The following is a 21,275-nucleotide window of genomic DNA, read 5'->3' as shown; positions in this document are numbered from 1 at the left end:
CGGCGCTGTCAGGTTTTTCAGGCCAGACGGCGCTGCCGCATAAGCCAGATCAGGGCCGCGCCTGCCAGCACCAGGAACGGCACCATCGCCAGGTTAACCGCGTTCCAACCGGCTTGCGGTGTGCCGCCCGAGCAGTTCATCAGCCCGCCAGACGACAGCGATGCGATGAAAACGCAGCCAAAGACGAACAGATCATTGATGCCCTGAACCCGGCCGCGCTCTTCGGGGCGATGGGCGCGTGTCAGCATGGCCGTGGCGCCGATATAGCCGAAATTCCAGCCGATCCCCAACAGGATGAGTGCGCCGAAGAAATTCGGCAACTCGACGCCCGACAATCCGACCAGACCGGCTGACATCAGGATCGCCATGCCGATGGCCACGATGCGCACCGGGCCAAAACGGTTGATCAGCGCGCCGGTGAAAAAGGATGGCGCGTACATGGCCAGCACATGCGCGCTGACGATATCGGCGGCATTTTCAGGCGCAAAGCCGCAGCCAACCACGGCCAGCGGCGTCGAGGTCATGACAAGGTTCATCAGCGAATAGGCGACCATACCGCAGATCATGGCGACGGCGACATGCGGGATGCGCAGGATTTCGGATAGCGGGCGACCCTGCGCGCCTTCGGTCTTTTCGACCTCTGGGCGCGGGATATCGAGAAAGGCGAAGAGGATCGGCCCCAGCAGGTTCAAGAGCACGATAACCGCATAGCTGGCCAGAAATGGCACAGCCGTGACGCCGGTGGTCCAGCGCACCAGTGCCGGTCCTATGACCGCTGCGGCCAATCCGCCTGCCATGACCCAACTGATCGCGCGCGCCTCGAATTCGGGCGGCGCGGTATCGGTGGCCGCAAAGCGGTAAAACCCATGCGCCGCCATATAGACGCCGGTCAGCAGAGAGCCCGCGCAGAACAGGACGAACGAGCCCTGCCAAAGCCCGGTGGCCTGAACCAGCGCGCCCAGAGCGCCGACCATCACCGCCAGAATAAAGCCGGGGCGGCGGCCGTGACGTTGCATGAAACCTGCCAGCGGACGCGCCGACAGGGCCGAGCCGAGGATGATCAGTGAGATCGGCAGCGTTGCGATGCAGGGATTGGGTGCAAGGATCTGCCCGGCCAAACCGCCGATGATGAAGTTGATGGGCAGTTGCGCACCAAGGATCGCCTGCGCGGCGACCAGCACCGCGACATTGCGTCTGGCCCGGTCCATATCTACCCGCGGCGAAGACTGGATGCGGTGCGAGCGCGGCCTTCGATCGCGTGCCAGTTGCCGGCGCTGACATCGGCATCCGTCACGATCCAGCTGCCGCCGACGCAGACCACATTGGGCAGGCGCAGATAGTCAATCGCATTGTCGGGCGTGACCCCGCCCGTCGGACAGAAATGCGCACGCGGCAACGGGCCGGCCAGCGATTTCAGCGCGGGTGCGCCGCCCACCGCCTCGGCGGGGAAGAATTTCAGCATATCGTAACCCGCATCCATGGCCCGCATGATTTCGGATGCGGTCACACATCCGGGCAGCAGCGGCAGGTCAAGATCGCAACAGGCCTGGATTAGTTGATCGGTCAGGCCCGGCGATACCGCAAAGGTCGCGCCCGCATCCTTGGCGCGGCGCGCGTCGTCTGGCGTCAGGACGGTGCCGGCGCCGACATGGCCACCCTCGACCTTGCTCATTGCCTGAATGGCGTCCAGCGCGCCCTCGGTGCGCAGCGTGACCTCCAGAACCGGGGTTCCGCCCGTCACCAGCGCGCTCGCCAGATCGGCGGCCTTGGTCGCGTCATTTATCACGATTACCGGGATAACCGGGGACAAGTCGCACAATGCACGCGATTTTTGCGATTGCTCTTGCGGGGTCATGGCGCACCTCTTGGATGGGATTAGGGCGCAAATTGCCCGTGCTGGCCGGGTGATGCAAGGGTCTAAGATCGATAATGTGACCGCTAACTGGCGGCAATGCGACGCAGGCATCTTTGCCGATGTCGCTTTGGGGCATTGTTCCGGCGCAAATGTACGACTGACGGGATCGGGTGCGATTTAATAGACTGAACGAAAAGATCAGGAGGCTCTGGAATGGACGACGCAACCGAGCGCAGCGGGGCAAGGCTCAGCCGTCGTGGTGGCGGTGGGGCCGCGCGCCGCGCCGAACGAACCGCAACCCGGATCGAGTTTGCGCGCTTCATCACCCGCAATATCCCCGATCTCGAGATCCTGAACGCCGAGGCAATCGAGATCATCGAGGCCAATGCGGAAATCGTTCTGGAAGAGATCGGCGTCAATTTCGTCGAAAACCCCGAGGCATTGCGCCTGTGGAAAGACGCAGGCGCCGATGTCGATGGCGAACGCGTGCGCATCCCGCGCGGATTGGCGCGTCAATTGTGCAAGACCGCGCCGTCGCAATTCACCCAACATGCGCGCAATCCCGAACGCAACGTGGAGATCGGCGGGCGCAATCTGGTTCTGGCCCCGGTCTATGGCCCGCCCTTCGTGCGCGATCAGGACGGCGGTCGTCGCTATGCCACCATCGGCGATTTCCAGAAATTCGTGAAACTGGGCCAGATGTCCAAGTGGATCCATCACAGCGGCGGCACGGTCTGCGAGCCGACCGATGTGGCGGTGAACAAGCGCCATCTGGATATGCTGCATGCGCATATGACGCTGTCGGACAAACCCTATATGGGCTCTGTCACCCTGCCAGAGCGCGCAGCGGATTCGGTCGAGATGTCCAAGATCCTGTTCGGCGCCGATTTCGTCGATCAGAACACGGTGATGACCAGCCTGATCAACATCAACAGCCCGCTGACCTTTGACGGGGTGATGATGGGCGCGCTGGAGGTCTATGCCCGCGCGGGTCAGGCCTGCATTATCAGCCCCTTCATCGTTGGCGGGGCAATGGCGCCGGTCAGCGTTGCGGGCACGCTGACCCAGGTGCTGGCCGAGGTCATGGCCGGCGTCGCCTATAGCCAGCTGGTTCGCGCCGGCGCGCCGGTGATCGGCGGTGCTTTCGTCACGTCGATCGACATGAACAGCGGTGCACCGACCTTTGGCACGCCCGAGGCCGCGCAGATCACACTTGGCGCAGGCCAGCTGATGCGGCGTCTGGGCGTCCCGTTCCGCAGCGCCGGTTCGTTCTGTGGCTCTAAGTTGCCGGATGCACAGGCGGCCTACGAGACGGCAAACACGCTGAATACCGGCCTGCTGTCGGGCGTGAACTTCATGTTGCATGCCTGCGGCTGGCTGGAAGGCGGGCTGGTTTCCTCGTTCGAGAAATACGTGATGGATGCCGATCAACTGGGTATCCTGCACCGTCTGGCGAAGGGTATCGATATCTCGGAAAACGGTCAGGCCATGGACGCGCTGCGCGAAGTGGGGCCGGGGGGTCATTTTCTGGGCAGCGCCCATACGCAGGCCAATTTCAAAGAGGCGTTCTGGCGCAGTAGCGTGCTGGACTACAAGCCGTTCGAGACCTGGGAAGACGAGGGCGCGCGCGACACGGCGACGCTGGCTGCGGCCAGGGTCGCCAAGATGCTGGGCGAATATCAGGCCCCCGATCTGGACGTCGCCAAGGCCGAGGAACTGAACGATTACGTCGCCCGCAAGAAGGCAGCCGAACCCGACAGCTTCCTCAGCTGAAGCCTTTGGCGGGGCGACCAATCACCCGCGACAATTCATCCGCCAAGATGTCATAGACCAGCCGGATGCGCCGGCTGGTCCGCAATTCCCGATGGGTGACCAGCCAGACCGGAAAGCGCGGCGCAGAGAAACCCGGGAAAAGCGGAAGAAGTTCGGGCATCCGCGCCGCGACCTCGTCGATCATCAGGCAGACCCCCAGTTCACGCCGCGCCATCTCGGCAACCGTGATCGCGTCGGATGACAGCAGGCGGACCGTGTCGGGTGCAATGGGTGCGCCGATGCTGTCCATCATTGCCGCAAATCGATCCAGATCATCAAAACCGATCAGATCGCCCGGACCCAGGTCACCAATCTTCTGAACATGCGGGTTGCGCGCCTTCCACCCCGCTGAGGCATAGAAATGGGCCGTGCTTTCGCCCAGCAACTGGCCGATCAGCCCATCCTGTTCGGGGCGCACATGGCGGATCGCGATATCGGCCTCGCGGCGGCGCAGATCGCTGAGCGTGTCGGCGGACAGGATCATCAGCGTGATCTGCGGTGCCTCGCGACGGATGCGCGCGATGATGTCGGGCAGGATATGCACCGCATAGGCGTCGATGGTCGAGATGCAGACCCGCCCGTCGATCTGGCTGGCCTGATCGATCGCCTCGGTCCGCATGGCCTGTGCGGCATCGCCCATGGCGCGGACATGGTCCAGAAGGCTGCGGCCGGTTTCGGTCAGCACAAGGCGCTTGCCGATCCGTTCGAACAAGGTGACGCCCAAATCCGCCTCGAAACCGGCAACCTGCCGTGACAGGGTCGGCTGCGTCAGGCCAAGCCGCCGCGCTGCGCCCGACAACGATCCGGTATCGGCGGTCGCCAGAAAGGCGCGGGCATGGTTCCAGTCGATGTGATCCATACGCATGTGCATATCACTTGTGCGGTTTCAGGTAATTCGCAAAATTCGCGCATATGCTAACAGGGCGCAATGATGAGAGGGGCGGAAATGGCGCAGACGATTGACAGCACCCGGTTCTGGGACCGCGCAGCGCGGAAATATGCGAAAAGCAAAATCGGCGATGTGGCAGGGTACGAGCGCACGCTGAAGCAGATAAGCCAGTATGTCCACACCGATCAGCGCCTGTTGGAAATCGGCTGTGGCACGGGCACGACTGCGCTGCGGCTGGCACCTAGCGCCGATCACATCCTGGCCACCGACATTTCGCCCGAAATGATCGCCATCGCGCATGAAAAGGCCCAGGCGCAGGGCTGCACGAACATCACCTTTCAGACGGCAGGCCCAGATGGGGCAGGGTGGCAAGCTGAGGGCTTTGATCTGATCTACGGCATGAATGTGCTGCATCTCGTGAAAGCCCGCGGGCTGCTGCTGCGCTCTGTCTACAAGGCGTTGAAACCGGGCGGGTTGTTCATTTCGAAAACGCCGTGCCTGACGGAAATGACCGTTCTGCTGCGGCCCGTCATTCCGGTGATGCAATGGATTGGCAAAGCGCCTTATGTTTCGTTCCTTTCGGCGGCACAGCTGCAACAGGACTTGCGCGACGCCGGCTTTGAGATTGTCCGCCTTGAACGCCACGGATCGAAGGCCAAGGATATCCGGCCGTTTATCGTTGCGGCCAAACCTGCGGACAAACCTGCTGCGAAACCTTAGGACAGGCCATGCTTTGGGGCTTGCATCCAGCCCCCGCGCGGCCTATGTGCAGCGCACTTCACAGGCAGAGGCGGGCCCTCGCGGGAGACATCCGTGAACGGTCCACCGGTTGGGGCATTTGCCCTGAATTCCTCTGCTCAGGCGCAAACCGGAAAGGAAACCATATGGCGCTTCCCGATTTTTCCATGCGTCAGCTGCTCGAAGCTGGCGTTCACTACGGTCACCAAACCCAACGCTGGAATCCGCGCATGGGTCCGTATATCTACGGCGACCGCAACGGCATTCACATTCTTGACCTGACCCAGACCGTTCCGATGCTGGACCAGGCTCTGCAGGTCATCCGCGACACCGTCGCCAAGGGCGGCCGCATCCTGTTCGTCGGCACCAAGCGCCAGGCGCAGCGTTCGGTCGCAGAAGCTGCCGAGAAATCGGCCCAGTTCTACATGAACCACCGCTGGCTCGGTGGCACGCTGACCAACTGGAAAACCGTGTCGCAGTCGATCAACCGTCTGAAAGCCATCGACGAGACGATGGAAGGCGGCGCCGACGGCCTGACCAAGAAAGAACGTCTGGGTCTTGAGCGCGAGCAGGCGAAATTGCAGGCATCCTTGGGCGGAATTCGCGAAATGGGCGGTCTGCCGGACCTGCTGTTCGTGATCGATGTCAACAAGGAAGATCTGGCCATCGCCGAAGCCCGCAAACTGGGCATCCCGGTCGTGGCTGTTGTCGATACCAACTGCTCGCCGGACGGCGTTGACTATATCATCCCGGGCAATGACGACGCGGCCCGTGCCATTGCGCTTTATTGCGATCTGGCCAGCCGCGCGGCTCTGGACGGCATGTCGGCCCAGATGGGCGCTGCCGGTGTGGATGTCGGCGCACTGACCGAGGTTCCGGCTGAAGAGCTGGCCGAAGGCGAAGCTGAAGTTGCCGCCGAGGCACAGGCCGAAGCCGACGCCTGATCCGGCTTTTCCGGACCATTTACCTGAATGTCATCAGGCGGGGATATGCCCCGCCTGATGCATTGATCCGAAGGAGATATAACATGGCGATCACCGCTGCGATGGTGAAGGAACTGCGCGAATCGACCGGCGCAGGCATGATGGATGCGAAAAAGGCACTGACCGAAAACGACGGCGACATGGAAGCCGCCGTTGACTGGCTGCGCACCAAGGGTCTGGCCAAGGCGGCCAAGAAATCCGGTCGCGTGGCTGCCGAAGGTCTGGTTGGCGTCGCCGTCAAGGACGGCAAGGGCGTCGCCGTCGAGGTGAACAGCGAAACCGATTTCGTCGGCAAGAACGAAGAATTCCAGAACATGGTTCGCACCATCGCCGAAGCAGGCCTGGGCGTGAACACTGTCGAGGAACTGGCTGATGCTCAGGTGAACGGCAAGCCCGTCTCCGAAGTCCTGACCACCGCCATCGCCAAGATCGGCGAAAACATGACCCTGCGCCGCATGACTGTGGTCGAGGCGCCGATCGTCGTGTCCTATGTCCACAACGCGGCGGCACCCGGCATGGGCAAGATCGGCGTTCTGGTCGGTCTGGAAGGCGGCAACGAGGAAATCGGCCGTCAGATCGCCATGCATGTGGCAGCAACCTCGCCCGCTTCTTTGGGTCAGGATGATCTGGACCCGGCGCTGGTCGACCGTGAAAAGCAGGTTCTGACCGAACAGGCGCGCGAATCCGGCAAGCCCGATGCGGTGATCGAAAAGATGATCGTGGGTCGCATGGCCAAGTTCTTTGAAGAGGTCACACTGCTGGGCCAGAAATTCGTCATCAACCCCGATATCACGGTTGAGCAGGCTGCCAAGGATGCAGGTGCCAAGATCGTTGGTTTTGCCCGGGTTGCCGTTGGCGAAGGCATCGAGAAGAAAGAAGAGGATTTCGCAGCCGAGGTCGCCAAGACCCTGGGCGGCAACTGATCCTCTTTGCGTTGATCTGAAACTCGATTGACGCCGGTCCATTCGGGCCGGCGTTTTTCGTTGCCGGCTTGATGGCCCGCCGGTTTCACAAAGGTGCGAGGATGGGGCCGAAGCGCGCTATCTGGCAAGCTGCCTTGAAACGGATGGACCCGCCACAGCCGAAATTGCGACCATGACGGGCCCTTTCCGGTCAGACCGGACCGCCCCGGCATTTAGTAATCGGCCTAACGGGCGCGTTCCTGGCGCGCCGAAGCGCACCACCACTCACGGAACTGCGCAATAGTGCAATATGCTTGCGCCAGTGCAAACTGTGGCAAACCTTACCGTTCCTCGTTCTCAACCTGGTCGTGCACGAAAATCAGGTTGCGCTGGTGGGCCTGCAGGATTGCCTGCGCCGTGGTGCCTGCGCCCAACGCTTCGCGTGCCAAGCGCAGGTGTTTTTCAATCGTTGTGGCCTCTACGCCCAGGATTTCGGCGATCTCGGCCACTGTTTTGCCGTAGGCTGCCCATTCGACAACTTGCCGCTGACGGGGTGTCAGAACGCCGGGGCCGATGGTCTGAGGCAGTGCGCAGACGCGCAGATGCATCACTTCGCACAGCGCTCTGACGCTGCGTCCCGATTCTTCCCACAGTTGATCGGCATGTGCTTGCCCCGTGCCAACCCCGGTTGCCAGCGCAACGGTGCCCGAGACGCGTGCAGAGACGCCGAACAGGCTGACGACATGACCGGCGGCCAGATCGTGTTCTCGCAACACCTTGAGAAGCTTCATTCCCGTGGGGTGCCGATAGGCATTTGCTTCGTCGGATTCGGCCCAGTCAAAACTGCGGACACCGCGATGGTGCTGCGACCACAATCCCCAGGGCGTATTCGGCAGGATCCCTTCTCCGACGATATCCGCGGTAAAGCCGTCGGGAAAATTGCCGCGCAATTCCAGATCAGATGCCAGCCAAAGCCGCGACATGTCGGCAAAACGACGAAGCGAATAGAACACATGCGGATACCCGCGCTGTGCCATGACGGTCACAAACTGGTCCCAAACATCATCGGCTGAACGTGCTGCCAACAACAACTCAATATCACGGTACATTTTATTGGCCATCCGGCAGGCGGGTCACAACAGACCAGTCATTTTGTATAATTTGCATGCAACAGCCGCAAGAGATGCACGACTGGCATGCTTAACGAACGGCGCGGACCGGAATTCGTTCCTGTATCGGCCAAATGATCGGATGGGTCAGCCGATCCGTAGGCTGCGTGGCAGATAGACCTGCCAGCTGGCCCGTGCCATCCACAATGCGGCCATCGCCCACAGCATCAGGATCACCAGAAAATCGATCCCGAGGCGAAAGGCCGCCTGCTCATCCGGGATTTGCAGCTGCATGGCATCGCCCAGAACCGACAGCCAGACGCAGACAACAAAGGACCACAGCCCACCACGCCCGATCAGCGCCAGTGCACGGCCGGGGCCAGTATCGGCCAGCCATGCCAGCGGCGCGGACAGCACCGTCGCCGCCAGCCAGCTTGCAGCCAGGATCGAGATGAAGCGGGCCTCGTCCAGCGACCATTTGTCGATCGGGCCGATCAGCGTCCCCATGGCGTCGCGCAGCGGCTTGGCCTGCGCCCCAAAGCGCGGCAGCAGGTCGTAGACAAGGCCATAAAGCACGATGACGACACACAGGGCCGTCACCCATCCAGCATAGGGGCGCAAGACCTGCATCAGTTTGTGCCGATAGACCCCGATGGCCGCCCCGGCAAAGAACAGGACCTGCCAGCCAAACGGGTTGAACAGGAACCCGCCATCGCGGCGATGATTGGGCAGCATGCTGTTCAGCGGTTCGGCAAAAAGCCAGATCAGCGCTGATGCCAGCGCGAACACAACCGGCCATCGCGTCAGGGCAGGCAGCGTCAGTGGCACTGTCAGGATCAGCACAACATAGAGGGCCAGCACATCCAGCAGATTGGGCTGCATCCACATCAGTCCGACCGCGGCCAGAAAGGTCCCAGGTGCCTCGACCACCATCGTGGCATATTCGTTCCAGATTGCGGTGTGACGCCACCCGGCCTGCAGCAGCACCGCTGACAGCAGCGCCATGATCAGTGCCCCCACGACCATCGCCCTCCAGACCTGAAACGAGCGTCGCAGGAATCGCTTTTGCGCGACGCGGGTGCCGTCGCGGGTCGCGACCTGGGTCCAGACCAGTCCCACCAGAAAGCCTGACAGCAGCACGAAGAGCTCGGCTGCATCGAAGAGCGCGAAATTGGCCAGGGTTGCGCCTCGCATGACAGAGGCTGGCATATGGTCCAGCATGATGCAGACCAGCGCGTAGCCTCGCAACATATCCAGCCAGTAGATCCGGTTCATCCTGTCAGCGCCGCCCATTGCTTTAAGAGGGTAGAAGAACTGATCAGGGCATCCAGTTCCGTTTCTGACAGAAAGGACAGCGCCTGCGCGCGATCTTCCGCTGCCGCGATCTTGGCCGCCGCCGAGATTTCACTTAGCCGTTCCGCAGCTGGAACGTCCGCTGTATCGGGCGGCAGCAAGGCCAGATGGCGCGCCATCAAGGCAGGCTCGGAACCCAAGAGTAACATCGTTTCAGCCTCTTCGGGCTTGATCCGTGCGGTCTGGTAGTTCGCCGCCGAGATAAGGGCAGGGGTCGACAATTCTTCCGGCGTGGCCAGCAACCCGCGCCGGCGGGCGATGCGACCAAAGACCGGGCTGGCCGACCAGCGGCTGATCGCGGGTGACAGGATCAGCCCGGCAAGGATCGGCGACAGCCAGATCAACTGCCCGGGCGACATGAAGGCAAGGATCACCAGCGTCACCAGCCCCAGTGCCATATGCAGCCAATGATGCCCCAGCACGACGCGCCAGGGCGGCATGGCGCCGGCACGGACCTGCGCCTCCCAGCCGCTGTCGCGACCGCGCAGGATGTCAAAGATCTGCCGCGTCTGGATCAGCATTTGCACCGGCGCAATCAGGGCAGATAGCAGGATCTCGAACAGGGCCGAGCCGATCAGCCTGCCCCGGCCACCGGAATTTTTGGCCAGCGGTCGCATGCAGGCGCGGCCGACCGCGATCACCTTCGGCAACAGCAGCAGGGTCATTGCGAATGCAAACAGCCACAGCATGCGGACCGGATCAAAGACCGGCCAGTCGGGGAAAAGCTGATAGGCATTTGGAAAATATTCAGGCCGCGACAGCAGCACATAGGCGGTCAGCGCCAACCCGACCAGGATCATCCCCAGCCAGATCGGCGACATGAGAAAGCCCATGATGCCGATGACGAAATGCGCGCGGCTGACCCAGGACAGGCCGCTGGCGCCGATGACCTTGAAGTGCTGCAGATTGCCCTGTGCCCAACGCCGCTCACGGACCGCGTTGTCCAGCAGCGACGGGGGCGATCCCTCAAAGCTTTGGCGCAGGTCATAATCCAGTCGCACCTTCCAGCCGGACCGCCGCATCAGGGCTGCCTCGACGAAATCATGGCTGAGAATATGGCCGCCGAAGGGCGGACGGCCCGGCAATTCAGGCAGGCCGCAGCTTTCGACAAAGGCGGGGACGCGGATCATCGCGTTATGGCCCCAGAAATTGCCGTCATCGCCCGACCAGGCCGCGACGCCGCGCGCAATCGCCGGGCCATAGATACGGCCCGCGAACTGCATCAGCCGCGCAAAGATGGTCTGTCCGCCCAACAGCATCGGCATGGTCTGGATCAGCCCCAGATCGGGGTCGGCCGACATGCGCGCAGACATCGCGGCGATGGTATCCGCACCAACGACGCTGTCGGCATCCAGAACCACCATCTGATCATAGCGCCCGCCCCAGTCGCGCAGGAACTCGGCGATGTTGCCGGCCTTGCGGCCCTCGTTGTCGCGCCGCCGGCGATACCAGACCGGCACCGGCGACAGATCGCGCAAACGGCTGATGGCGAGCGTTTCCGCCAGCGCGCTTTGTGGACGTCGGCTGTCAGACAGCACGAATATCTCGCTGCGATTGCCCAGTCCCACGCGGTAAAGATCGCGCGCCAGCGCCACCAGCCGTCCGGCGGTCTCGGCCGGGTCTTCGTGATAGACCGGCATGACGACGACGATGCGCGCGTCATTGGGCCCGGTGGGCGTCGACAACGGCCGTGCGAACAAGCCCGCCAGCATCGAGGAAAAGGAAAAGCCGACCCAGGTGAAGGTGATCGTGAACAAGGTCAGCAGGCAGGCCTGAAGCACCGTCACATTGTCGCCAAAGACCAGCCGCATCTGCAATCCGCCGATGATCCCGATCAGCGCGCCGCCGCCAAAGGCCAGAATGCGCGCCGCAATCACCCGCTGCCCGCCGGCACTGCGTTCGCGGGTGATGTTCACCGGCGGTCGGCGCAGATCCTGAACCGGCATCTCGACCGGCGCCAATGGCGGAACCGCGGCCTCGAACGCTGTTTGGCGCATCTGGGTCAATCCTGGGTCCAGCGCATGAACCAGCTTTCCGACAACTGACCTTCCGGGCCATTCAGGCGTGCCGAGATATCGGCCAGCTTGTCGCCATCAGGCACAAACTCAAAGGCCAGCCGCAGCCGGCTTTGATAGGGCAGGCGCAGCCAGTGAACGTTGCGCACCTCGCCTGTTGTGGCGCGCACATCGGGTTCGGGATCGCCGGTGGTGAACAGGTCCAGCGAAAAGTCGATGACATAGCTGCGTGCTTCGGGGTCGTTGATCGAGGTGCCCGAGCGCGTGGCCAGCACCCGCGCCAGCGGCGCATTATCCGGCGGCAGGTCCGAAAAGATCAGATCATAGGCGAAATCGTGACGCTCGCCGGGCTGCATCGGCTCTGACGGACGCCAGAAGCTGACGATATTATCGTTGAACTCATTCTCAACCGGGATCTCGACCAGACTGACGGCGCCGCGGCCCCAACTGCCATTCGGTTCGATCCAGGCCGAGGGCCGCAGGTCATAGCGCGCCTCGGCGTCCTGATATTCCTCGAAATCGCGCGACCGCTGAACCAGACCAAAACCACGCGGATCGTTGTCCTGAAACGCCGAGATCTGCAACCGCTCGTGCGCCGACAGGACGCGCCAGATCCGCTGATCCTCGCCCGTCAGCATCTGCAGCCCGTCGCTGTCATGCACGGCGGGGCGATAATCGTCGATCTGGGCGCGATCTGCCGGGCCGAACCAATACATCGAGGTCAGGGGCGCAATGCCGATATCGGCCAGTTCCACGCGCGGAAACAGGGCCGAGCGGGTGCGGAAAACCGTCTCTGCGCCCGGTTCGATGACGAATTCATAGGCGCCCGAAACCGAGCGGCTGTCGAGATGGGCATAGACGGTGACACTGCGGTCGGTCTCGCCCGGCTGAGTGATCCAGAAGCTGCGAAAGATCGGGAACTCTTCGCCCTGCTGGCTGCCAGTGCCGATGGCCAAACCGCGCGCAGACAGCCCGTATTGGGTGCCGCGCGAGACAGCGCGGAAATAGCTGGCACCCTGAAACACCGCCACTTCGTCCATCACATCGGGACGGTTCAGCGGTGTGCGCAGGCGAAAGCCCGACCAGCCCATATCGCCGATCGTGTCGAAATCAACGCCATCGGGGAACAGGTTTTCCTGAAACTCGAACATGCGGGCGTCAAAGGGCAGGGCGCGGGCCACGCCGTTCTCTACCAGGTTCAGTGCCACCGGCTCGTGAAAGATCAGCCCCGGCGCCAACAGGTCCAGCGCAAATTCCGGGTGTCCGGCCCAGGGATCGCTATCGCGGCGAAAGCGGATGCCGCGATACTGGTCGTAATTCAGCTCGGCAAAGCTGCCTGTCAGCGTCGATCGCGGCGGATCATAGGCTTCGCCCGCCGCCGCCTGCGCGATGCGGGCGACGTCCTCAAAGCCGAATGGCTGCGACTCTGCGGCAGGTTCGACCGCGATTTCAGCATCTTGGGCAGATGCAGGGCGAGCGATTGCAGCAAATCCCGAAAGGGCGGTGGCGGTGGTCAGAAAATTTCGACGGTTCATGATCGGCCCTGAAAATAGGCATACCGCGTCGCTTAATCACCGGTGCATATTGCTTGCAAGTGCAACTGTCAGATTTCTGGGCGGCTTTGCGCCGATGCCGCATATGATGCCTGCCTCCGGGCGCGGCTGGACCTTCGCGGCGCAACATGCAAACACGGTTGGAAAACCGGCTCAGGAACAAGATCGCTCAGGACTGCCATGCCCTTTACCATCGCCATCGACGGACCGGCCGCTTCGGGCAAGGGAACCGTCGCCCGCGCCCTTGCCGCGCAGTTTGGATTTCATCATCTCGATACCGGGCTGCTATACCGTGCGACCGGGGCCAAGGGTGGCGATCCGGCTGCGGCCGCGCGCAGTCTGACACCCGAAGATCTGGCCCGCGACGATCTGCGCAGTGCCGAGGCCGGTGAGGCCGCAAGCCGCATCGCCGCGATCCCCGAGGTGCGCACCGCACTGGTGCAGTTTCAACGCGATTTCGCCCGCAAGGAACCGGGTGCGGTGCTGGACGGTCGCGATATCGGCACCGTCATTTGCCCCGATGCAGAGGTCAAGCTGTTCATCACCGCCAGCGACCTGGTGCGCGCCCGCCGCCGCGCCGCCGAGTTGAATACAGACGCGCAGATCGTGCTGGAGCAGTTGCGCGGACGCGACGCCCGCGACAGCCAGCGCGCAGACGCCCCGATGCGCCCCGCCGACGACGCCGTTTTGCTGGATACCAGCGAAATGTCCGTCGAACAGGCCGTGGAAACCGCCACCGCCCTTGTCCAAACAGCTATCAACGCGCGCTAGGGCTTTTTCAAGCAATCGTTGAAAGAGCTAATCGTGCTGGCCGCGTTGCCGTGGCGCTCTAGTGTCACCTATCCTGCCCGAGGAACTGTGGCCCCAGCGGTCGCAAGGGGGGATATCATGGATAAATTCTTCAAGCTGGCCCAGCATGGGACAAGTGTCAGAACCGAGGTGATCGCCGGGGTGACGACCTTTCTGACCATGGCCTATATCATCTTCGTCAATCCCGACATCCTGTCGACGACCGGAATGGACCGTGATGCGGTCTTTGTGGCGACCTGTCTGGCGGCCGCGATCGGATCAGCGATCATGGGGCTGTGGGCGAACTGGCCCATCGGCATGGCGCCGGGGATGGGGTTGAACGCCTTTTTCGCCTTTACCGTCGTGGGCGCGATGGGCTTTAGCTGGCAGCAGGCGCTTGGCGCCGTGTTCATCAGCGGTGTCATCTTCCTGATCTTGTCGATCACCGGCATCCGGCGCTGGCTGATCGCTGGCATCCCCAGTTCGATGCGCAGCGCCATCGCGGCCGGTATCGGGCTGTTTCTGGCCATCATCGCGATGCAATCCTCGGGGTTGATCGTCGACAGCCCGGCCACGCTGGTCACATTGGGCGATCTGACCGAAACCGGCGCTTTGCTGACCATCGCGGGCTTCTTTATCATCGCCGCGCTGGATGCCATGGGCGTCAAGGGCGCCATCCTTATCGGTATTCTGGTCGTCACCGTCGCCTCTATCCTGCTGGGCGTCAGCGAATTTGGCGGCATCATGTCCGCACCGCCCGCAATCACGCCGACATTCATGCAGTTGGATATCATGGGCGCGCTGAGCTTTGGCATCGTGCATGTCATTCTGGTCATGGTGCTGGTCGAGATCTTTGACGCGACGGGCACCCTGATCGGCGTGGCCAAGCGGGCCGGGCTGCTGGCCGAAGGGCCAGCGCATCAGAACAAGGGCCTCAGCCGGGCGCTGATGGCGGATTCGACAGCGATCGTGGCGGGCTCGATGCTGGGAACATCATCCACCACCGCCTATGCCGAAAGCGCCTCTGGCGTCGCAGCAGGCGGTCGCACTGGCTTGACCGCTCTGGTCGTGGCGTTGCTGTTCCTGCTGGCCATGTTCTTTGCGCCGCTGGCCGGTTCGGTGCCGGTCTATGCCACCGCGCCGGCGCTGCTTTACGTTGCCGGGCTGATGATGCGCGAAATGGCCGAGATCGAATTTGCCGATGTGACCGAATCCGCGCCGGCGGTGCTGACGGCCATCGCGATGCCGTTCACCTATTCCATCGCCAATGGTCTGGCCTTTGGCTTTGTCAGCTATGCGGTGCTGAAACTGCTGACGGGGCGTGCGCGCGATGTCCATGCGGCGACCTGGCTGGTTGCCGGGCTGTTCGTCCTGAAATTCGCATTCTTCCCGGAGGGCTAACCGCCGATGGCTTGTGTCAGCTCTTCTGCTGCGGCAACCACCACTGCGCCAAGCGTTTTCAGATGCGCGGGCCCGACACGATGGGTCGGACCGCTGATGCTGATGCCGGCGATTGGTTGCCCGGCCACGTCAAGCACCGGCGCTGCCACACAGCGCATGCCGACGGCGCGCTCTTCGTCATCCACGGCAAAGCCGCGATGACGGGTGCGGCTGAGATCCTCGCGCAGCGCATCGGGCGATACCAGCGTCTGCGGAGTAAAGCCGGCCAGCGACGGGCCATCCAGAATGGCTTGCAGGGCATCATCGCTGCCAAAGGCCAACAGCGCCTTGCCGATCCCGGATGCATAAAGCGGCACCCGCGTGCCCGGCGCCAGACAGGCGCGCACGGGCTGTTGCGTCTCTATCTGGCTGACAAACAGGACGGTGTCGCCGTAAAGCACGCCCAGATTGGCGGTCTCGCCGGTGTCTTCCATCAGTTTGTGCAGGATCGGGCGCGCGCGATCGACAATATCGGCGCGCCGGGTAAAGGCAGCACCCAGCCCAAAGCAGGCCGGACCCACATGCCAGGCCTGTGTCGCAGCGTCGCTTTCGGCCATGCCGCGCTGATTCAGCGTCGTCAGAATGCGGTGCACGGTCGAGGGCGGCTGTCCGGTCGTTTCGGCGATCTGGGACAGGGTCAGCCCGTTGCCACGTGCCAGCAGTTCCAGCACGTCCAGCGCGCGGTCCAGCACCTGAACGGTGGCCGGCTTCTGATCGCCGGCCTTAGGGCGACCGCGTTTGCGAATGGCTTGGGGCATTGTCATCCTGTCCGTGAAACAGCGCCAACCTATGGCGAAAACACGGCGCGGCAAGGGCAAAACGCCAAGCACTTGAACTTGCGCCGAAAACCGCTGGACGCTCGGCGGGCAGGGCTGCCCAAAGGCTTGGCAGTAACAGAACTGGCCCGGCCCAGGCACCCGCAACGGTGTTCGCACCCCGATCACCCGGCTATGCCCGATTTTGTTGGGTCGGTGCCGGTTTGGCAACTAAACTTCGTCTCGTGCCTGCCACAAGCGGGCCACATTGAAAACATGGAGGGATCATGGAATGAGCCATGCAACAATAAGTACGCCTGAACAGCTGCGCGACCCGAACTATACCCCGGCATTGCAGCGTGCCATCCCTCTGGGCATCCAGCACGTGCTGGCAATGTTCGTGTCCAATGTGACGCCAGCGATCATCGTGGCCGGGGCGGCGGGCTTTGGCTTTGGGTCGAACAGCCCCGATTTCCCCGAACTGCTCTATCTGATCCAGATGTCGATGCTGTTTGCCGGTCTTGCCACCTTGCTGCAGACCGTCACTATCGGGCGCGTCGGGGCGGCACTGCCGATCGTGCAGGGGACCTCTTTCGCCTTTATCCCGATCATGATCCCGCTGGTGGCCGGCAAGGGTGTCGACGGGCTGGCCGCACTGTTCACAGGCGTGTTGATCGGTGGGCTGTTTCACGCAGCCCTTGGCTTTGTCATCGGCAAGATCCGCTTTGCCCTGCCGCCGCTGGTGACCGGCTTGGTCGTGACACTGATCGGTCTGGCGCTGGTCAAGGTGGGGATCGAATACTCCGCCGGGGGCGTGCCGCTGAAGGCCGCCGGATCGGCTGATTACGGATCGCTGGTGAACTGGTCGGCGGCATTGCTGGTCGTCTTTGTCACCCTTGGCTTCAAGTTCTTTGCCCGTGGGATGTTGTCGATCTCGGCGGTGCTGATCGGCATCATGGTCGGTTATGTCTACTGCCTGCTGATCGGCAAGCTGCCGTTTGAAGCCATTGCGGGCTCTTGGAACAACGCCGCCGTCTTTGCGCTGCCTCAGCCCTTCAAATACGGCTGGGAACTCTCTGGCGCGGCGGTCATCGGCTTTTGCCTGATGGCGTTTGTCTCGGCCGTGGAAACCGTGGGCGACGTGTCGGGTATCACCAAGGGCGGGGCGGGCCGCGAGGCCACCGACCGCGAGATCGAAGGCGCGACCTTTGCCGATGGTCTGGGTACGGCGATGGCCGGCGTTTTTGGCGGCTTTCCCAATACCTCGTTCAGCCAGAATGTCGGGCTGATCGCGATGACAGGCATCATGAGCCGTCATGTCGTCACCATCGGTGCCGTTTTCCTGATCATCTGCGGGCTGGTGCCCAAGATCGGCGGCCTGATCCGCACCGTTCCCATCGAGGTTCTGGGCGGGGGCGTGATTGTCATGTTCGGCATGGTCGTCGCGGCGGGTATTTCGATGCTGTCGGATGTGAACTGGAACCGGCGTAATATGGTGATCTTTGCCGTGGCCTTGTCGGTTGGGTTGGGCTTGCAGCTGGAGGCGATGACAACCGCGCCGGGTGGCGTGGACGCGCTGCAGCATCTGCCGGAAACACTGCGCATCCTGGGTGCCTCGGGCATCCTGCCGGCAGCACTGATTGCGATTGTGCTGAACCTGCTGCTGCCTGATGAACTGGCCGACGAGTCGACCGAAGAGGTATCGGGCGGGATGCAGGGGCATGGCTCGGGCCTGCGCAGGGACGAGACGCGCAAGTGATGCAGAGGGATTGCGGGGCGGCGGTTTTCAGCGGCCGCCGCCCTGTCGGGCCATCGGCCATTCCCAAGGAATTCTAAAGACTGCCTTGCCGACGTGCCGGCTCGCACACAGGCAGGATTTGGCTGACAATAGTGGCGCATAAATCGGGAGGATCGGCATGGCCGGATATCTGACAACGCATGTTCTGGACACGGCAAGGGGCCGCCCGGCAGAGGGGATGCAGATCGTGCTGTTTCGCCTTGAGGGTGGCAACCGCACTGAACTGGCACGGCTGATCACCAATGCAGATGGCCGCACCGACCGGCAGATCCTGCCCGAAACCGACTTTGCGACAGGCCGGTATGAGCTGGAATTCCACGCGGGCGACTGGATGGATGCGACCGGCATCGACGCGGAAAGCCCGCGTTTTCTGGACGTGATCCCGCTGCGCTTTGGCATGTCGCAGGACGATCATTACCATGTGCCACTGTTGATATCGCCCTTTGGCTATTCGACCTATCGGGGAAGCTGAGCCATGATCCCTGACGCCACCATCATCTGGGAATGGATCGGTCTTGCGATCCGCTGGACCCATGTCGTCACCGCCATCGCCTGGATCGGCAGTTCGTTCTATTTTATCGCTCTGGATCTGGGCCTTCAAAAGGCCGAAGGGATGCCCAAGGGTGCCCATGGCGAGGAATGGCAGGTCCATGGCGGCGGGTTTTATCATATCCAGAAATACCTGGTCGCGCCCGAGCGCATGCCAGAGCATCTGACCTGGTTCAAATGGGAAAGCTATGCGACCTGGCTGTCGGGCGTGGCACTGCTGGCGGTGACCTATTGGGTCGGCTCGGAGCTGTTCCTGATCGACCCTGCCAAGATGGAGCTGGCGCAATGGCAGGCGATCCTGATCTCGGCCGGCTCGCTGGCACTGGGCTGGGTGATCTATGATTTCCTGTGCAAATCGCGTCTTGGTGAAAAGCCGACGGTGCTGATGCTGCTGCTGTTCGTGGCGCTGGTGATCATGGGCTGGGGCTATGATCAGGTGTTCACCGGCCGCGCCGCGCTGCTGCATCTGGGGGCGTTCACCGCGACGATCATGACCGCGAATGTGTTCCTGATCATCATGCCGAACCAGCGCATTGTCGTGGGCGACCTGAAGGCTGGGCGCGCACCGGATCCGAAATACGGCAAGATCGCCAAGCTGCGTTCTACCCATAACAACTACCTGACGCTGCCGGTCATCTTCCTGATGCTGTCGAACCATTATCCGCTGGCATTTGCCAGCCAATACAACTGGTTGATCGCGGCGCTGGTCTTTTTGATGGGTGTCACCATCCGGCATTTCTTCAACACCATGCATGCGCGCAAGGGCGATCTCTGGTGGACCTGGGCGGTCACGGTGATCCTGTTCATCATGATCATGGCGCTGTCTTCGGCAGGGTTGCGGCAAGAGCCGCTGGAGACCGCCGAGGCGCGTGCCCTGACGCCCTCGCAGACGCGGCTTGCCGAGGCGCCGGGATATGAGGAGGTGGCGGGATATGTCACGGGTCGCTGCTCGATGTGTCATGCGCGCGAGCCGTTTTACGAGGGCATCTACCACGCGCCCAAGGGGCTGTTTCTGGAGACCACGGCGGATATCACGCGGGCGGCGCGCGAGATCTATATTCAGGCGGGCGTGACGGACGCGATGCCGCCCGCCAATGTCAGTTTCATGGAGCCAGAGGAACGCGATGCGATCATTCGCTGGTATCGCGCCGCGGGCGAGGCGCGGGTCGCCGGAAACTGACCCCGAAAACCGCGCAACGGGGGCGCGCGTTGCGCGGTTGGGCGGAACTGGCGGGAGGGCTGGAAAACCCAGCAAATGCTGCGAAATCGGCGGCACAGCCTGTACACAGGGCGTACACAGGCTGTGCACAGGCCGTACACAGCGTTGCGCATTGCGGCCCGGATTTTCTGTTGATCCTTGCGCAGCCAGGCCCGGATTGATTTGCGCGGGGTGGATTGTGCCAGCGGCGTTGGCGGCTTAGCGTCGCGGCTGCCAACAGCCGATGCGATGATGACGCCCAAGATCCTGACCACCATGCAGAGCTATGACCGCGCGCAGTTTCGCGCGGATCTGGTGGCTGGGGTCACTGTGGCGATGGTCGCCCTGCCGCTGAGCCTGGCCATCGCCATTGCCTCGGGTGCCGAGCCTGCGACCGGCTTGGTGACGGCGATCGTGGGCGGCTTTCTGATCTCGCTTTTCGGGGGCAGCCGGGTGCAGATCGGCGGGCCGACCGGCGCGTTTATCGTCGTGGTCTACGGGGTGATCGCTGACCATGGCTTCGACGGGCTGGTTCTGGCCACCTTCATGGCCGGGCTGATCCTGCTGCTGGCGGGATATCTGCGTGCCGGACGGCTGATCGCGCTGGTGCCCGAGCCGGTCATCGACGGCTTTACCATCGGCATTGCGCTGATCATCGCCACCAGCCAGCTAAAGGATCTGATGGGCCTTGGCGTCGAGCATCTGCCGGCCGAGTTCTTTCACAAGATCGCGGCGCTGTGGCAGGCGCGGAGCAGCTTTGCCCCGCAGGCCTTTCTGATCGGCATCGCCACAATCGTGCTGATTGTGGCGCTGCGGCGGCTGGCGCCGCGCTTTCCGGGGTTGATCGTGGCGGTTGCGGTGACCTCGCTTGCCGTTTTCGTGCTGGGTCTGCCGGTCGATACGATCCAGTCGCGCTTTGGCGCATTGCCCAGCACCTTGCCGATGCCGCGCCTGCCCGAGTTCAGCCTGTCGCGGATGCAGGAATTGCTGCCCTCGGCCATCGTGATCGCCTTTCTGGCGGGGATTGAGTCGCTGTTATCGGCGATGGTTGCGGACCGGATGATCGGCAGCAGGCACAGATCGAACGCGGAGTTGATCGCGCAGGGTGCAGCCAATCTGGGATCGTCGCTGTTTGGCGGGCTGCCGGCGACCGGTGCGATTGCGCGGTCGGCTACGAATGTGCGCGCGGGTGCCAAGACGCCGGTGGCGGGGCTGGTCCATGCCGCGACGATCCTGCTGATCATGCTGGTTGCCGCTCCAATGGCCTGTGGGCTGGCGATGCCGGCGCTGGCCGGGCTGCTGATGGTGACGGCCTGGACCATGTCAGAGCCGCATAAATGGCCCGGCTATCTGCGGATGCGGCGCGCGGATCTGTTCCTGCTGCTGCTGACGCTGGTGCTGACGGTCGCCGCCGATCTGACGGTCGCCATCGGGGTCGGTGTGGGGCTTGGGCTGGCGCTGCGGTTGCTGCGCCGCGAGGTGCCGCGGGGCAGGTGAATTGCTGGTGCAGTCCATCGGGTCAGGCAGCGGCCGCGGC

General features: G+C 62.8%; 18 protein-coding genes. 10 read left to right on the top strand and 8 right to left on the bottom strand.

What is annotated here, in order from left to right:
- Positions 1 to 17 precede the first annotated feature (17 nt).
- Positions 18 to 1,208, bottom strand: a complete 1,191-nt coding sequence (locus tag CUV01_RS17630; protein WP_101461614.1) for an MFS transporter — start codon at positions 1,206 to 1,208, stop codon at positions 18 to 20.
- A 2-nt stretch (positions 1,209 to 1,210) separates the two neighbouring features.
- A complete protein-coding gene (locus tag CUV01_RS17625; RefSeq protein WP_101461613.1) occupies positions 1,211 to 1,855 on the bottom strand; it encodes a bifunctional 4-hydroxy-2-oxoglutarate aldolase/2-dehydro-3-deoxy-phosphogluconate aldolase in 645 nt (214 codons plus the stop codon).
- A 213-nt stretch (positions 1,856 to 2,068) separates the two neighbouring features.
- Here CUV01_RS17625 and CUV01_RS17615 point away from each other — a divergent pair, with 213 nt between their 5' ends.
- Positions 2,069 to 3,628: a trimethylamine methyltransferase family protein gene (locus CUV01_RS17615; protein WP_101461611.1), complete on the top strand. Its 1,560-nt coding sequence runs from the start codon at positions 2,069 to 2,071 to the stop codon at positions 3,626 to 3,628.
- On the opposite strand, the gene CUV01_RS17610 is transcribed toward CUV01_RS17615, so the two are convergent.
- Positions 3,621 to 4,532: a LysR family transcriptional regulator gene (locus CUV01_RS17610; protein WP_101462206.1), complete on the bottom strand. Its 912-nt coding sequence runs from the start codon at positions 4,530 to 4,532 to the stop codon at positions 3,621 to 3,623. The genes CUV01_RS17615 and CUV01_RS17610 overlap by 8 nt on opposite strands.
- Positions 4,533 to 4,613: 81 nt before the next feature.
- On the opposite strand from CUV01_RS17610, the gene CUV01_RS17605 reads away from it, so the two are divergent.
- The 3 genes from CUV01_RS17605 (at position 4,614) to tsf (ending at position 7,200) form a co-directional block, all read left to right on the top strand.
- The gene (locus CUV01_RS17605) at positions 4,614 to 5,276 is read left to right on the top strand and encodes a class I SAM-dependent methyltransferase (protein WP_101461610.1); all 663 of its coding nucleotides are present in this window, start codon (positions 4,614 to 4,616) and stop codon (positions 5,274 to 5,276) included.
- A gap of 164 nt (positions 5,277 to 5,440) precedes the next feature.
- A complete protein-coding gene (gene rpsB, locus CUV01_RS17600; protein WP_101461609.1) occupies positions 5,441 to 6,238 on the top strand; it encodes a 30S ribosomal protein S2 in 798 nt (265 codons plus the stop codon).
- A gap of 83 nt (positions 6,239 to 6,321) precedes the next feature.
- The gene (gene tsf, locus CUV01_RS17595) at positions 6,322 to 7,200 is read left to right on the top strand and encodes a translation elongation factor Ts (protein WP_101461608.1); all 879 of its coding nucleotides are present in this window, start codon (positions 6,322 to 6,324) and stop codon (positions 7,198 to 7,200) included.
- A gap of 320 nt (positions 7,201 to 7,520) precedes the next feature.
- On the opposite strand, the gene CUV01_RS17590 is transcribed toward tsf, so the two are convergent.
- From CUV01_RS17590 to CUV01_RS17575, 4 genes are all read right to left on the bottom strand, one after another.
- Positions 7,521 to 8,288: a helix-turn-helix transcriptional regulator gene (locus CUV01_RS17590; protein WP_198731845.1), complete on the bottom strand. Its 768-nt coding sequence runs from the start codon at positions 8,286 to 8,288 to the stop codon at positions 7,521 to 7,523.
- Positions 8,289 to 8,435: 147 nt separating this feature from the next.
- Positions 8,436 to 9,563 (bottom strand): OpgC domain-containing protein, encoded by a 1,128-nt coding sequence (locus CUV01_RS17585; RefSeq protein WP_101462205.1) that lies wholly within the window; start codon positions 9,561 to 9,563, stop codon positions 8,436 to 8,438.
- The gene (gene mdoH, locus CUV01_RS17580) at positions 9,560 to 11,638 is read right to left on the bottom strand and encodes a glucans biosynthesis glucosyltransferase MdoH (protein WP_101461606.1); all 2,079 of its coding nucleotides are present in this window, start codon (positions 11,636 to 11,638) and stop codon (positions 9,560 to 9,562) included. The genes CUV01_RS17585 and mdoH overlap by 4 nt, the downstream gene beginning before the upstream one ends.
- Before the next feature lie 5 nt (positions 11,639 to 11,643).
- The gene (locus tag CUV01_RS17575; RefSeq protein ID WP_101461605.1) at positions 11,644 to 13,191 is read right to left on the bottom strand and encodes an OpgD/OpgG family glucan biosynthesis protein; all 1,548 of its coding nucleotides are present in this window, start codon (positions 13,189 to 13,191) and stop codon (positions 11,644 to 11,646) included.
- Between the two features lie 198 nt (positions 13,192 to 13,389).
- Here CUV01_RS17575 and CUV01_RS17570 point away from each other — a divergent pair, with 198 nt between their 5' ends.
- Entirely contained in the window at positions 13,390 to 13,980 is a 591-nt protein-coding gene (locus CUV01_RS17570; RefSeq protein WP_101461604.1) for a (d)CMP kinase, read from the top strand.
- Between the two features lie 117 nt (positions 13,981 to 14,097).
- Positions 14,098 to 15,399: an NCS2 family permease gene (locus CUV01_RS17565; protein WP_198731844.1), complete on the top strand. Its 1,302-nt coding sequence runs from the start codon at positions 14,098 to 14,100 to the stop codon at positions 15,397 to 15,399.
- Here the strand turns inward: CUV01_RS17565 and bhcR are convergent.
- Positions 15,396 to 16,196 (bottom strand): HTH-type transcriptional regulator BhcR, encoded by an 801-nt coding sequence (gene bhcR, locus CUV01_RS17560; RefSeq protein ID WP_101462203.1) that lies wholly within the window; start codon positions 16,194 to 16,196, stop codon positions 15,396 to 15,398. The genes CUV01_RS17565 and bhcR overlap by 4 nt on opposite strands.
- A 289-nt stretch (positions 16,197 to 16,485) precedes the next feature.
- Between bhcR and CUV01_RS17555 the strand changes: the two genes are divergently transcribed.
- The 4 genes from CUV01_RS17555 to CUV01_RS17540 all read left to right on the top strand — a co-directional run bounded on the left by CUV01_RS17555 (position 16,486) and on the right by CUV01_RS17540 (position 21,235).
- Entirely contained in the window at positions 16,486 to 17,952 is a 1,467-nt protein-coding gene (locus CUV01_RS17555; protein WP_101461603.1) for a uracil-xanthine permease family protein, read from the top strand.
- A 157-nt stretch (positions 17,953 to 18,109) separates the two neighbouring features.
- Positions 18,110 to 18,463, top strand: a complete 354-nt coding sequence (gene uraH / locus CUV01_RS17550) for a hydroxyisourate hydrolase (RefSeq protein ID WP_101461602.1) — start codon at positions 18,110 to 18,112, stop codon at positions 18,461 to 18,463.
- A 3-nt stretch (positions 18,464 to 18,466) separates the two neighbouring features.
- Positions 18,467 to 19,720 carry a urate hydroxylase PuuD gene (locus CUV01_RS17545; protein ID WP_422385851.1) on the top strand — a complete coding sequence of 418 codons (1,254 nt, stop codon included), beginning with the start codon at positions 18,467 to 18,469 and terminating at the stop codon, positions 19,718 to 19,720.
- 267 nt (positions 19,721 to 19,987) lie between these two features.
- Positions 19,988 to 21,235: a SulP family inorganic anion transporter gene (locus CUV01_RS17540; protein ID WP_338418322.1), complete on the top strand. Its 1,248-nt coding sequence runs from the start codon at positions 19,988 to 19,990 to the stop codon at positions 21,233 to 21,235.
- Positions 21,236 to 21,275 lie beyond the last annotated feature (40 nt).

Source organism: Paracoccus tegillarcae, assembly GCF_002847305.1.
In the GTDB taxonomy this organism is placed as follows: domain Bacteria; phylum Pseudomonadota; class Alphaproteobacteria; order Rhodobacterales; family Rhodobacteraceae; genus Paracoccus; species Paracoccus tegillarcae.
This window is presented reverse-complemented; position numbering and strand designations above follow the sequence as displayed.

What these genes read in the sequence shown, in the direction of transcription:
- tsf (WP_101461608.1), top strand. Translation starts at nt 6,322, where the DNA reads ATGGCGATCACCGCTGCGATGGTGAAGGAACTGCGCGAATCGACCGGC.
- CUV01_RS17585 (WP_101462205.1), bottom strand. Translation starts at nt 9,563, where the DNA reads ATGAACCGGATCTACTGGCTGGATATGTTGCGAGGCTACGCGCTGGTC.
- rpsB (WP_101461609.1), top strand. Translation starts at nt 5,441, where the DNA reads ATGGCGCTTCCCGATTTTTCCATGCGTCAGCTGCTCGAAGCTGGCGTT.
- CUV01_RS17605 (WP_101461610.1), top strand. Translation starts at nt 4,614, where the DNA reads ATGGCGCAGACGATTGACAGCACCCGGTTCTGGGACCGCGCAGCGCGG.
- CUV01_RS17575 (WP_101461605.1), bottom strand. Translation starts at nt 13,191, where the DNA reads ATGAACCGTCGAAATTTTCTGACCACCGCCACCGCCCTTTCGGGATTT.
- CUV01_RS17625 (WP_101461613.1), bottom strand. Translation starts at nt 1,855, where the DNA reads ATGACCCCGCAAGAGCAATCGCAAAAATCGCGTGCATTGTGCGACTTG.
- uraH (WP_101461602.1), top strand. Translation starts at nt 18,110, where the DNA reads ATGGCCGGATATCTGACAACGCATGTTCTGGACACGGCAAGGGGCCGC.
- CUV01_RS17610 (WP_101462206.1), bottom strand. Translation starts at nt 4,532, where the DNA reads ATGCGTATGGATCACATCGACTGGAACCATGCCCGCGCCTTTCTGGCG.
- CUV01_RS17570 (WP_101461604.1), top strand. Translation starts at nt 13,390, where the DNA reads ATGCCCTTTACCATCGCCATCGACGGACCGGCCGCTTCGGGCAAGGGA.
- CUV01_RS17555 (WP_101461603.1), top strand. Translation starts at nt 16,486, where the DNA reads ATGAGCCATGCAACAATAAGTACGCCTGAACAGCTGCGCGACCCGAAC.
- bhcR (WP_101462203.1), bottom strand. Translation starts at nt 16,196, where the DNA reads ATGCCCCAAGCCATTCGCAAACGCGGTCGCCCTAAGGCCGGCGATCAG.
- CUV01_RS17590 (WP_198731845.1), bottom strand. Translation starts at nt 8,288, where the DNA reads ATGTACCGTGATATTGAGTTGTTGTTGGCAGCACGTTCAGCCGATGAT.
- CUV01_RS17565 (WP_198731844.1), top strand. Translation starts at nt 14,098, where the DNA reads ATGGATAAATTCTTCAAGCTGGCCCAGCATGGGACAAGTGTCAGAACC.
- CUV01_RS17540 (WP_338418322.1), top strand. Translation starts at nt 19,988, where the DNA reads ATGATGACGCCCAAGATCCTGACCACCATGCAGAGCTATGACCGCGCG.
- mdoH (WP_101461606.1), bottom strand. Translation starts at nt 11,638, where the DNA reads ATGCGCCAAACAGCGTTCGAGGCCGCGGTTCCGCCATTGGCGCCGGTC.
- CUV01_RS17630 (WP_101461614.1), bottom strand. Translation starts at nt 1,208, where the DNA reads ATGGACCGGGCCAGACGCAATGTCGCGGTGCTGGTCGCCGCGCAGGCG.
- CUV01_RS17545 (WP_422385851.1), top strand. Translation starts at nt 18,467, where the DNA reads ATGATCCCTGACGCCACCATCATCTGGGAATGGATCGGTCTTGCGATC.
- CUV01_RS17615 (WP_101461611.1), top strand. Translation starts at nt 2,069, where the DNA reads ATGGACGACGCAACCGAGCGCAGCGGGGCAAGGCTCAGCCGTCGTGGT.